Annotated in this window: 10 protein-coding genes; 7 read left to right on the top strand and 3 right to left on the bottom strand. The window is 69.7% G+C overall.

The window, feature by feature from the left end; all coding sequences use genetic code 11:
• Positions 1–19: 19 nt before the first annotated feature.
• Both ABD663_RS06510 and ABD663_RS06515 read left to right on the top strand, forming a co-directional pair.
• On the top strand, positions 20–1489 hold the full coding sequence (locus ABD663_RS06510) for an NAD-dependent succinate-semialdehyde dehydrogenase (protein ID WP_344737153.1): 1470 nt from the start codon (positions 20–22) through the stop codon (positions 1487–1489).
• 83 nt (positions 1490–1572) lie between these two features.
• The gene (locus ABD663_RS06515) at positions 1573–2640 is read left to right on the top strand and encodes a winged helix DNA-binding domain-containing protein (RefSeq protein WP_344737154.1); all 1068 of its coding nucleotides are present in this window, start codon (positions 1573–1575) and stop codon (positions 2638–2640) included.
• 94 nt (positions 2641–2734) lie between these two features.
• On the opposite strand, the gene ABD663_RS06520 is transcribed toward ABD663_RS06515, so the two are convergent.
• Entirely contained in the window at positions 2735–4171 is a 1437-nt protein-coding gene (locus tag ABD663_RS06520) for a helix-turn-helix domain-containing protein (protein WP_344737155.1), read from the bottom strand.
• Positions 4172–4287: 116 nt separating this feature from the next.
• Here ABD663_RS06520 and ABD663_RS06525 point away from each other — a divergent pair, with 116 nt between their 5' ends.
• Positions 4288–6162, top strand: a complete 1875-nt coding sequence (locus ABD663_RS06525; RefSeq protein WP_344737156.1) for a phosphoenolpyruvate carboxykinase (GTP) — start codon at positions 4288–4290, stop codon at positions 6160–6162.
• A gap of 9 nt (positions 6163–6171) precedes the next feature.
• Here ABD663_RS06525 and ABD663_RS06530 read toward each other — a convergent pair whose 3' ends face one another.
• Positions 6172–8136 carry an ABC transporter ATP-binding protein gene (locus ABD663_RS06530; protein WP_344737157.1) on the bottom strand — a complete coding sequence of 655 codons (1965 nt, stop codon included), beginning with the start codon at positions 8134–8136 and terminating at the stop codon, positions 6172–6174.
• A gap of 111 nt (positions 8137–8247) precedes the next feature.
• Here ABD663_RS06530 and ABD663_RS06535 point away from each other — a divergent pair, with 111 nt between their 5' ends.
• The 4 genes from ABD663_RS06535 to ABD663_RS06550 are packed head-to-tail and all read left to right on the top strand — an operon-like array spanning position 8248 to position 11979.
• The gene (locus ABD663_RS06535; RefSeq protein ID WP_344737158.1) at positions 8248–9189 is read left to right on the top strand and encodes an ABC transporter ATP-binding protein; all 942 of its coding nucleotides are present in this window, start codon (positions 8248–8250) and stop codon (positions 9187–9189) included.
• Complete coding sequence (locus ABD663_RS06540; protein ID WP_344737159.1) at positions 9186–10079, top strand: ABC transporter permease; 894 nt, start codon at positions 9186–9188, stop codon at positions 10077–10079. The genes ABD663_RS06535 and ABD663_RS06540 overlap by 4 nt, the downstream gene beginning before the upstream one ends.
• A complete protein-coding gene (locus tag ABD663_RS06545; RefSeq protein WP_344737160.1) occupies positions 10076–10897 on the top strand; it encodes an ABC transporter permease in 822 nt (273 codons plus the stop codon). Before ABD663_RS06540 ends, ABD663_RS06545 begins: the two co-directional genes overlap by 4 nt.
• A gap of 47 nt (positions 10898–10944) precedes the next feature.
• On the top strand, positions 10945–11979 hold the full coding sequence (locus ABD663_RS06550; protein ID WP_344737161.1) for a mechanosensitive ion channel family protein: 1035 nt from the start codon (positions 10945–10947) through the stop codon (positions 11977–11979).
• 37 nt (positions 11980–12016) lie between these two features.
• Here the strand turns inward: ABD663_RS06550 and ABD663_RS06555 are convergent, their stop codons facing one another.
• Positions 12017–12370 carry a Fe-S protein gene (locus ABD663_RS06555; RefSeq protein WP_344737162.1) on the bottom strand — a complete coding sequence of 118 codons (354 nt, stop codon included), beginning with the start codon at positions 12368–12370 and terminating at the stop codon, positions 12017–12019.
• Positions 12371–12404 lie beyond the last annotated feature (34 nt).

Below are 12404 nucleotides of genomic sequence, written 5' to 3' on the forward strand. Positions count from 1 at the left end.
GCCGAGACGAGGGAGACCCATGACCGAGAACCGCGAGACCGAGCTGCTCGAGTCGATCCCGGACGGCCTCTACATCGGCGGGCAGTGGCGGCCCGCGGCGGCGGGACGCACGCTCGTCGTGCGCGACCCCGCGACCGGCGAGGTCGTCAAGACCATCGCCGACGCCTCGCCCGAGGACGGCAAGGCGGCGCTGGACGCCGCGGTCGACGCATTCCCCGACTGGGCGGCGACGCCGGCTCGCGAACGGGCCGAGATCCTGCGCCGCGCCTTCGACCTGCTGCAGGAGCGCAAAGAGGACTTCGCGCTGCTCATGACCATCGAGATGGGCAAGCCCCTCGCCGAGGCACGCGGCGAGGTCGCATACGGCGGCGAGTTCCTGCGCTGGTTCAGCGAGGAGACCGCGCGCATCCAGGGGCGGTACGGTCAGAACCCCGAGGGCACCGGTCGCATGATCGTGTCGCAGCATCCGGTCGGACCGTGCTTCCTCATCACACCGTGGAACTTCCCGCTCGCGATGGCCACTCGCAAGGTCGCGCCGGCGCTCGCCGCCGGCTGCACCGTGGTGATCAAGCCCGCCGAGCTCACACCGCTGACGACGCTCGCCTTCGCGCAGCTTCTCGAGGACGCCGGCGTGCCCGCCGGTGTCGTCAATGTCTTCACGACCTCGACGTCGGGTGCCGTGTCCGAGCCGATCATCCGCGATCCCCGCCTGCGCAAGCTCTCTTTCACCGGCTCGACGGGTGTCGGTCAGCGCCTGCTCGAGCAGGCCGCGCAGGGGGTGCTGCGCACGTCGATGGAGCTGGGCGGCAACGCGCCGTTCGTCGTCTTCGACGACGCCGACCTCGACAAGGCGGTCGACGGGGCGATGCTCGCGAAGTTCCGCAACATCGGCCAGGCGTGCACCGCGGCCAACCGCTTCATCGTGCACCGTGACGTCGCCGACGAGTTCGCGCGCCGCGTGACCGAGCGTGTCAAGGCGATGAAGATCGGCCGCGGCACCGAGGAGGGCGTCGCGATTGGCCCGCTCATCGACGATCGCGCGGTCGCGAAGGCCTCGGAACTGGTGACGGATGCCGTCGAGCGCGGGGCGACCGTCACCACCGGCGGCACGGCGGTCGACGGCCCGGGCACCTTCTACGAGCCCACCGTCGTCACGGGCGTGGTCGCCGGCAGCGACATCCTGCGCGAGGAGATCTTCGGCCCGGTGCTCGCCATCGTGCCGTTCGACGACGAGGACGATGCGGTGCGACTGGCCAACGACACCGAGTACGGCCTGGTGTCGTACGTCTTCACCGAGAACCTGGCGCGCGGGCAGCGCATGATCGAGCGCCTCGAGACGGGGATGATGGGCCTCAACGTGGGCGTGGTCTCGAACGCCGCCGCCCCCTTCGGCGGCTGGAAGATGTCGGGTCTGGGCCGCGAGGGCGGCGCCGAGGGCATCCACGAGTACCTGCAGACCAAGTACACGCTGACCCCGAACCCGTTCTGACGCGGGTCGAGATCGAGTAGCCGCCGCAGGCGGCGTACCGAGGTCCATCGCGCGGCGTCGGAACCGGCCGCGATGATGGCCGGATGGACACGATGCGCCTGCGCGCGGAGCGGCTGAGGTCGCACCGGCTGAGCGCGCCCGCTGCGTCCCTCACCGAAGCGGCATCCCATCTGCTCGCCGTGCAGTCGCAGGAGTTCTGGGGTGGGCGGTGGGCACTCGCGGTGCGCACGCGGGGGATCGAGCGCATCGCCGAGGTCGATGCGCTGTTCGACCGCGGCGAACTGGTGCGGTCGTGGACCATGCGCGGCACCCTCCACACGATCCCCGCGCGCGATCTCGCATGGGTGCTCGGTGTCACCGGTGACAGGCAGTTCCGCTCTGCGGCATCCCGTCATCGCCGGCTCGGCATCGACGGCGACATGCTGCGTCGCGTCGAACGCGCGGTGCGGGGAGCGCTGCGCGGAGACGGGCGGCTCACCCGAGCCGAGCTGTTCGACCTGCTGGGCGACCTCGGCATCGATCCTCGCGACCAGCGCGGCGTGCATCTGCTGCAGTCGCTGTGCCTGCGCGGCGTGATCGTGCAGGCGGGCGTGGTCCCGCGCGAGGTCGGCCCGGCCCGCGAGCAGTACTTCGTGCTGGTCGAAGAGTGGATCGAGGATGCCGCACCGCCGGCGGATCCGCTCGCCGAGTTCTTCGTGCGTTACATCGACGGGCACGGGCCTGCCGGCGCTGCCGACTTCGCCTGGTGGACGGGACTGCCGCTCGGCACGGCGCGGGTGGCGGCCGAGGCCGCGGGCGATCGGGTGCGCGAGATCGACGACGGCCTGTTCGTGGGATCGTCGCGACCGCGCCCTTCGACGGCGGCGGCGGAGGTGGTGGCGCTGCCGCCTTTCGACGAGTTCTACATCTCGTACGCCGATCGCACCGTCATCGGCCCGCCGGAGATCCTCGCGACGGTCGGACCGGGCGCGAACGGGATGGTGCGGCCCCTCCTGGTGGCGCGCGGTGAGATCGTCGCGACGTGGGCGCACTCGCTCGCCGTCGGCCGTCACATCGACGAACCGGTTCGCGACCTGTTGCTGCACGGCCGTGCGACGGATGACGAGCTGTCGGCCGCGCTCGAGCGGTACCGGCGCTTCGTCGCAGGCTGACCCGGATCGCCCCAGGTCGACGAGCGGACGAGAATGCCCGCGACACGCCGACAGGGGCGGGCAGACCGGTCCGCTCGCCGATCGGCGGGAGGCGTCAGGCGTGCCGGTCGAGGAACGCGTACACCTCGTTGTCGTCGACACCCGGGAAGGCGCCGCGGGGGAGCGGGGAGAACATCTGCATGTGCACGCGGGCGCTGGGCCACGCCTTCCCGGCCCATCGCTCGGCGACGTCGGCGGCCGGGCGTCGGCAGCACGACTCGTCCGGGCACGTCGACACGGCGCGCTTGCCCGTCTCGCGGCCGCGGAACCACTTCGCGTCGTCGAAGGGCACGCCGACGGTGATCGAGAACTCGCCGTCGTCGGTGGTGCCGGTCTGCGTCGAGCACCAGAACGTGCCACCGGGGGTGTCGGTGTACTGGTAGTGCTCCGTGGTCCGGTTCTGCTGCGAGAAGGCTTCGCGCGCGGCGAAGCGGCGGCACGCGATCTGTCCGTCGATCGCGCCGGTGACGTCCATGGGCAGGGGCAGCCCGTCGTTCTCGTAGACGCGGGTGATCGCGCCCGAACCGTCCACGCGAAGGAAGTGCAGCGGGATGCCGAGGTGCACCGTCGAGAGGTTCGTCAGCCGCATGCCGGCGGCCTCATGGGTCACCCCGAACGCGTCGCGGAAGTCCTCGACGGCGAGGTTCCGGTCCTTCTTGGCCTGCTGCAGGAACGCGACCGCCGCCGTCTCGGGCATGAGGCAGCAGGCCGCGTAGTAGTTGATCTCGAGACGCTGCTGCAGGAAGTCGGCGTAGTCGGTGGGGCGCTCGTGCCCGAGCAGCCGGTGCGCCATCGCCTGCAGGGCCATCGAACGCAGGCCGTGGCCGCCGGGGATGGATGCCGGGGGGAGGTAGATGCGGCCGTGCTCGAGGTCGGTGACCGAACGGGCCGAGTGGGGCAGATCGTTGACGTAGATCAGCTCGAACCCCAGCTGCTGGGCCATGATGCTCACCGTGCGGTGGGTGAGCGCGCCGCCGGTGTGGCCTGCGGCCTTCAACTGGCGCTCGGCGAGCCGCTCGATGTCGGGCAGGTGGTTGTCGATCGCGCGCATCTTCAGCCGCAGCTCGGTGTTGGCGCGACGCGCCTCCTCGGGGGTCGCGATCGCCTCGCGCTCGCGGCGCTGCAGTTCGCGGTGCAGTCCCAACAGCGACTCGAGGGTCTCGTCGCTCATCCCCTTGGTGACCTTCACCGGCGGGACGCCCAAGCGGCGGAACACCGAGCTGGACTGCGCGCGCTCGAGTTCGATCTCGAGCGCGGCGCGGCGATTGGGCGGCTCGGTCGACAACAGGTCGGTGACGTCGGTTCCGGTCGCGGCGGCGATCGCCTGCAGCAGTGACAGCTTGGGCTCGCGCTTCCCGTTCTCGATGAGGCTCAGCTGGCTGCCGGCGACGCCGACGCGCTCGCCCAGTTCGTCGAGGGTGAACCCGCTCGACACCCGCTGGTGACGGATGCGGTGACCAAGGGTCGACAGTTCGAGGGCGGTGGCAGCCATTCCTTGATGATACGGAAAGAATCGCAGTTCTTGAATCCCCATGCGTGCAGAAGCTCTGGAGAATCCGCCGCACAGTTGAAACAAGACCTCGTCACACCGCGAAGAAGGAGCGCCCCATGGCACTTGCCGACACGTTCACGGGACCGGAGAAGACCCTCACCACCCCCCCTGCTCGCACGTTCGGCGATCTGCCCGCTGTTGCGGGCGAAGGTCTCGCCGAACTCGTCGAGTGGGTCGAGACCATCGCGGCGCTCACGCAGCCGGCTCGCATTCACTGGGTCGACGGCTCGCGCGCCGAGAACGACGCGCTGCTGCGCGAGATGGTCGACGAGGGCAAGCTCATCAAGCTCAACCCCGAGTGGCGCCCCGGCTCGTACCTCGCTCGTTCGCACCCGAGCGACGTCGCGCGCACCGAGGGTCGCACCTTCATCGCCTCCGAGCGCGAAGAGGATGCCGGCCCCACCAACAACTGGGCCGACCCGGCCGAGATGCGCGGCACGCTCGAGGGGGTCTTCGAGGGGTCGATGAAGGGACGCACGATGTACGTCGTCCCCTTCTCGATGGGCGCCGTCGGCGGACCGCTGTCGCACATCGGCGTGCAGGTGACCGATTCGGCGTACGCAGTGGCATCCATCGAGATCATGACCCGCGTGGGAACCGAGGTGCTGCGCGAGATCGCCGGTGGCGCGCCGTGGGTGAAGACGGTGCACTCCGTCGGCGCCCCGCTCGCGCCGGGTGAACAGGATGTCGCGTGGCCCTGCAACGACGACAAGTACATCGTGCACTTCCCCGACACCCTCGAGGTGTGGTCGTACGGTTCGGGCTACGGCGGCAACGCGATCCTCGCGAAGAAGTGCTTCGCGCTGCGGATCGCCTCGGTGATCGGCCGTGACGAGGGCTGGCTCGCCGAGCACATGCTGCTCATCCGCGTGATCGACCCGGCCGGTCGTGCGTACCACGTCGCCGCCGCGTTCCCGTCGGCCTGCGGCAAGACCAACCTCGCGATGCTGCGGCCGACCATCCCGGGCTGGCGGGTCGAGACGCTCGGCGACGACATCGCGTGGCTGCGTCCCGGCAGCGACGGGCGCCTGTGGGCGATCAACCCCGAGGCCGGCTTCTTCGGCGTCGCGCCCGGCACCGGCGAGTCGACCAACGTCACCGCGGTCGAGACGCTGTGGGGCAACACGATCTTCACCAACGTCGCGCTGCGCCCCGACGGCGACGTGTGGTGGGAGGGCCTCACCGACACGCCGCCCGCGCAGCTGACCGATTGGGAGGGCAAGCCCTGGACCCCGGCATCCGGCCGCCCCGCGGCGCACCCCAACTCGCGCTTCACCGTGAGCGCCGGGCAGTGCCCGCAGATCGCCCCCGACTGGGACGCCCCCGAGGGTGTGCCGTTGGACGCGATCCTCTTCGGCGGCCGTCGGGCCACGAACGTTCCCCTCGTCGTCGAGGCCACCGACTGGACGCACGGCGTGTTCATGGGCTCGAACATCTCGTCGGAGCGCACGGCAGCCGCCGAGGGCACCGTCGGCGAACTGCGACGCGACCCGTTCGCGATGCTGCCGTTCTGCGGCTACAACATGGCCGACTACTTCGGTCACTGGCTCAAGATCGGTCAGAAGCTGCGGTTCGACCGCGCGCCGCGCATCTTCCAGGTCAACTGGTTCCGCAAGGGCGCCGACGGCTCGTTCCTGTGGCCGGGCTTCGGCGACAACTCGCGCGTCATCGACTGGATCATCCGCCGCATCGAGGGTGAGGTGCCCGCTGTCGACAGCCCCATCGGGCGCCTGCCGCGCACTGAAGACCTCGACGTCGACGACCTCGACATCACGCAGGACGCCCTCGACGCGCTGTTCGCCATCGACCCCGAGTCGTGGAAGCGCGAGGCAGACCTGACCGAGGAGTTCTACGCGACCTTCGACGGGCGGGTGCCCGCCCCGCTGCAGGCCGAGCTCGCCGCGCTGCGGTACCGCCTCGATCGGGCCTGAGCCAGCGGATCACACCAGCAGCTGGTGCTTGGCGAGGTCGCGATACAGCGGCGTGGATGCCACCAGTTCGGAGTGCGTGCCCTGGCCGACCACCCGACCGTGATCCATCACGACGATGAGGTCGCTGTCGACGACGGTCGACAGTCGGTGGGCGATCACGACGAGGGTGCGGCCCGCCGCGACGGCATCGATCGCCTCCCTCATCCGCTGCTCGTTGAGGCCGTCCAGCGACGACGTCGACTCGTCGAGCAGCAGGATCGGGGGAGCCGCGAGCAGGGCCCGCGCGATCGCGAGTCGCTGGCGCTCTCCGCCTGAGAGCATCACACCGCTCTCGCCCACCGGCGCGTCCAGTCCGAGCTCGCTGCGGTCGAGCACCTCGCCGAGATTCACCGCACGCAGCACGCGCTCGCAGTCGGCGTCGGTCGCCTCGGGCGAAGCGAGCCGCAGGTTGTCGCCGATCGTGCCGGCCAGGGTCGGGGCGTCCTGCTCGACGTACCCGAGCTGCGCGCGAAGCGCATCGCGCTGCAGCGAACGCACGTCGCGGCCGTCGAGCAGGATCGCGCCGTCGGTCGGATCGTAGAACCGCTCGATGAGGGCGAGCGTCGTGCTCTTGCCCGCGCCGGACGGTCCGACGAGCGCGACGCGAGACCCTCTCGGCACGGCGAAGGAGACGCCGCGCAGCACGTCGGAGGCATCCGTCGTCGTGTCGTCGGATGCCTCGGGCAGCACGATCGTCGACGTGTCGACGTGGGCGTTCTCGAGCACCGCCAGGGCCTCGGTCTCGGCCGAGCGGCGCGCGGCGACGACCGCCTCGGGGTAGCGGAACCGCACGTCGCGGAACTCGATCGCCGGGCTCGGCCGGTCCTCAGGTGGGCGCACCGCGGCCCGGTCGGAGGAATCCGCGCCGATCGTCCGACCGGGGGCGGATTCGCCGACCGCGGCGGCGATCGCGTCGTCGCTCTGCGATTCGATCGGCAGGTCGAGCACCTCCTGGATGCGGCCGAGCGCGCCGAGCGCCTGGCTGACCGAGGTGATCGCGCCGAAGAAGGAGCCCAGCGGCGCGATGAGCATGAACAGGAACATGATGAAGACGACCAGGTTCGCGATCGTCAGCGCGCCCGTGGCGACGCGGAAACCGCCGAGACCGATCACGACGAGAAGCGAGACCTGCAGCGCGATGCCCGCGATCGGCACGACCAGTGCCGACACCTTCGCGATGCGGACTCCGACGCGATAGGCCTCGGTCGCCTGCGCGGTCACCGCGTCGATCTCGCGCTCGGTGGCGCCCGCGGCGCGGACGGTGCGGATCGACCCGACCGCGCGCTCGACGCCCGAGGCGAGGGCGCCGACCTTCTCCTGCTGCTCGGTCGACGCCGAGCGGATGCGGCTGCTCAAGGTGACCACGCCGACCACCGAGACGCCGATCACGACGACGATGATCACCAGCAGCAGCGGATCGATGATCGCCATGGCGATGAGCGCTCCGACGAACAGCAGCGCGTTGCCGACGGTGTCGGCCAGTCCCTGCGTGAGTGCGGCGTACAGCAGCGTCGTGTCGGAGCCGACCCGCGAGACGAGGTCGCCGGTGCGGCGCGCGTCGAACTCACGGATCGGCAGGTGCAGGATGCGGGCGATCAGCCGTCGCCGACTCGAGTAGACGACCGCGGTGCCGGTGCGCTGCAGCAGGTAGTGCTGCCAGCCGGAGATCAGCGAGGCCAGGATGACGAAGCCGACGAGGGCCCACAGCAGGAAGCCGAGGTCGACCTGGTTCTGCACACGGTCGATGACCTGGCCCACCAGCAGCGGCTGGACCAGGGATGCGGCAGCGCCCACGATGCTGAGGACCACCACGACCGCGAGCGTGCGCTTGTGCTCGAACAGGAAGGGCAGCAGCTGACGCAGGCTGGCGCGGGGTCCGTCGTCCTTGGCGGGACGGCGGCCGCGGCGGGGGCGGGTGTCGGTGGGAGCGGACATGCGGGTGCGACCTCGTTCTGCGGGGAAGGGCGGCCTGCGGCGGCATCGTGCGGCCTCTCTACGACCGTACCTTCGTGAGGCGGTGTCGTCGGCTGGCCGTACAGTAGTCCGGTGCCCGAACCCGTGATCGCCGCCTCGAATCTCGTCAAGGCCTACAAGGTCAAGCAGAAGCCCGACTTCCTCGCCGTCGACGGTCTGTCGTTCGAGGTCGCCTCCGGCGAGTCGTTCGGTCTGCTGGGCCCGAACGGAGCGGGCAAGTCCACGACCATGAAGATGATCGGGGCCGTCTCGACCCGCACGAGCGGCGAGCTGAGCATCCTGGGCCTGGATCCCGACCGCAACGGCCCCGAGATCCGCTCCCGTCTGGGCGTGGTGCCGCAGCAGGACAACCTCGACGGTGAACTCAACGCGCGCGAGAACCTCTACATCTACGGTCGCTACTTCGGGCTGCCGAGCAAGGTGTGCCACCAGAAGGCCGATGAGCTGCTGGCGTTCGCCGCGCTCGAAGAGAAGGCGAAGTCGAAGGTCGACCAGCTCTCGGGCGGCATGAAGCGCCGTCTCACGATCGCGCGCGGTCTCATCAACGACCCCCGCATCCTGCTGCTCGACGAGCCCACCACCGGTCTCGACCCCCAGGCGCGCCACGTGCTATGGGACCGCCTGTTCCGCCTCAAGGAGCGCGGCACCACGCTCGTGCTCACGACCCACTACATGGACGAGGCCGAGCAGCTGTGCGACCGGCTCATCGTGGTCGACAAGGGTCGCATCATGGCCGAGGGCACCCCCGCGTCGCTCATCCGAGAGCACTCCAGCCGCGAGGTGCTCGAGGTGCGCTTCGGATCGGCGCGCAACGAGCAGGTCGCGCCGCAGCTCGACGGCATCGGCGATCGCGTCGAGGTGCTGCCCGACCGCGTCCTCATCTACGCGCACAACGGCGAGGCCGCGCTCGAGCAGGTGGTCGCGCGCGACCTGCACCCGATCACGTCGCTGGTGCGACGTTCGAGCCTCGAAGACGTCTTCCTGCGGCTCACCGGCAGGTCGCTGATCGAATGAGCGACGCCGCGGCGAGCCGGATGCCGCCGGCACAGGCATCCGCGACCGGCGCACAGCCGTCGCTCGACGAGCTGCGCGCCGAGGCGCTCGCCTGGGGGCGCAGGCCGCGCGCGTTCGGCACCCTGTACGTCGCCGAGCACATGGTTCGCGCGATGCGCGCCTACGGCTGGACGATCCTCGTCGGCGGACTCGGCCAGCCGGTGCTCTATCTGCTGGGCCTCGCGGTCGGGCTCGCGGCGCTCATCGACGCCCCCATCTCCGATGGCGGCATCGAGGTGTCGTATCTGGTGTTCGTCGCCCCCGCGCTGCTGATGACGGCTGCGCTCCAGGTCGGGGCCGAGGAGTTCTCGTATCCGGTGATCGCCGGGTTCAAGTGGCGCCGCTACTTCTACGGGTTCAGTGCCTCCGCCCTCACACCCGGGCAGATCGCCGGCGGCGTCGTCCTCGGGGCGGCGGCGCGCATGGCGTTCGTCGTCAGCGCGTACTACGCGTTCCTGTGGGTGTTCCAGGCCGTTCCCGATCCGGCGACCGGGTGGCTGATGATCCCGATCGGCGTCCTCGCCGGACTCGCGTTCGGCGTGCCCTACATGGCCTATTCGGCATCGATCACCGAAGACAAGGGCCAGATCGCGCTGGTGCAGCGGTTCGTCTTCATGCCGATGTTCCTGTTCTCGGGCACCTTCTACCCTCTGGCGACCCTGCCGCTGTGGCTGCAATGGATCGGATGGGTCTCGCCGCTGTGGCATGCCACCGAACTCGGTCGGATGGCATCGTACGACAAGCCCGCCGAGCCGGTGATGGTCGCCGTGCACCTCGCCTACCTGCTGCTGCTGACCGTCGGCGCGCTCGTCATCGCTCGCCGCATCTTCCGGAGGAGGCTCGGCGAATGACCGTCGCGACCGAGACCGTGCCCGTCCGCGCCGGCGGCGTCCGAGCGCTGTGGGCGGGCAACCCGCAAGCGGTCGTGCAGCGCGGGCTGATCGCGGCGCGCTCGTCGAGCTGGGTGGTGGTGCTGTCCGGCTTCTTCGAGCCGGTGTTCTACCTGCTCTCGATGGGCATCGGGCTGGGCGCGCTCATCGGCGACATCCAGGTGACGGGCGGGGTCGAGGTCTCCTACGCGGCGTTCATCGCCCCGGCGCTGCTGGCCGTGTCGGCCATGAACGGCGCCATCTACGACTCGACGTGGAACGTCTTCTTCAAGCTCAACTACGGCAAGCTGTACGAGGGGATGCTGGCGACCTCGCTGGGGCCGCTCGACGTGGCCCTCGGTGAGATCCTCTACGCGCTGATGCGCGGGCTTCTCTACGCCACCGGATTCATGATCATCATGCAGGCGCTGGGGTTGAACCTGTCGTGGACGGCGATCCTCGCCCTTCCCGCCGTGATGCTGATCGCCTTCGGCTTCGCGAGCCTGGGCATGGCGGTCACCAGCTACATGAAGACCTTCCAGCAGATGGACTGGATCAACTTCGTGCTGCTGCCGATGTTCCTCTTCTCGGCGACGCTGTACCCGATCACCGTGTATCCCGAGTGGATCCAGCACGTCATCATGGCGTTCCCGCTGTGGCACGGCGTCGAACTGCTCCGCGGGCTCACCACCGGCATCCTGAGCGCAGACATGCTGTGGCATGTCCTGTACTACGTCGTGATGATCGCGGTGGGCCTGGTGTTCACGACGAAGCGGCTGCGGGCGCTGTTCCTCGACTGATCGACGGGAACGTGTGCGTTCTCCGCAGCGACGGCGAGAAGTGTGCTGTGCTGGACGGCGTGGGAGCGCAGGCAACGGACGCGACGATCCAGATCCTGGACACGACCTTCACCGTCGGGGGACTGGTCAGAGCCGGCGTGATCCTCATCGTCGCCATTGCGATCGGGGTCGGCCTCAGTCTGCTGATCCGCCGTCGGGCACGGCGCCAGGACGGTGCGCACACCGCGACGTGGTACACGCTCGCCCGACTCACGGCGTACACGGTCGTCGGAGTCGGCGTGCTGCTCGCCTTCACGGCGCTCGGCGTGCCGCTCGACCGCTTCGCGCTGATCGCGGGCGCGATCGGCGTGGGACTCGGCTTCGGCCTGCAATCGCTGTTCGCCAACTTCATCTCGGGAATCGTTCTGCTGCTGGACAAGTCGCTGAAGATCGGTGACTTCGTCGAACTCGAGTCGGGCGTCACCGGGCGCGTGCGCGACATCAAGATGCGTGCCACCACCATCGCGACCAACGACAACCTCGACATCCTCGTCCCGAACTCCGAGTTCGTGGACGGGCGGGTGGTCAACTGGACGCACCGTGACGTCGTGCGCCGGCTCCACGTGCCCTTCGGTGTGGCCTACGGCACCGACAAGAACATCGTGAAGGAGGCGGCCCTGTCAGCGGCATCCGAGGTGCCGTTCACCCTGGCCCTCGACGGGCCCCGCCGTCCTCAGGTGTGGCTGACCGAGTTCGGCGACAGCTCGCTGAACTTCGAGCTCGTGATCTGGCTGACCGCTGACGCGACGAAGAAGCCCGGGGCGGTGACCGCCGCCTACAACTGGGCGCTGCACACCGCGCTCCAGACCCACGGCATCGAGATCCCGTTCCCGCAGCGCGATGTCCACGTGAACTCGGTGCTGGGACTGTCCGGCGAAGCGGCGCGCACCGCCCTGCGGCTCGCCGACGCAGGATCCGCGAGCACGAGCGGCGCCGAACCGCCCCCGCGCCCGGCGGCGCGCAACGACGCGATCGACGAGGTGAGCGACGACGCCCGACTGGTCGTCGACGAACAGCCGGACGACGAGGTCGCGTCGGGCTAGTGGGCGGCCGAGGGCAGGACTCGCGGGACGGTCGCGCTCAGCGCCAGAGCACCGCGATGCCGGCGTTGAGCAGGGTCAGAACACCCACCGACCAGAACAGCGCCGGCGGCACCGAGCCGTTCTTGCGCTGGCGGCCCATGCCGATGCCGAGAAGAGCGCCGATCACGAGGAGCACGACGAGCTTCACGCCGATCTTGGCGTAGTTGAGCTCGTACGACACTCCGAACGGCGCGGCGAGGACGATGCCTGCGACGCCGGCGATCAGCAGGCCCCAGTTCATGAGCGGTGTGAACCGCATCCGCCGCGCGACCGCCTCGACGAGCCAGGCTCCGAAGAGCACGGCGAAGCCGATGAGGTGGATGAAGACGACGATGTGGCGAAGGATCTCCATGCCGCTCACGCTATGCCGATCGTGACCGGCACGC

The organism is Microbacterium awajiense, from assembly GCF_039536545.1.
GTDB lineage: Bacteria > Actinomycetota > Actinomycetes > Actinomycetales > Microbacteriaceae > Microbacterium > Microbacterium awajiense.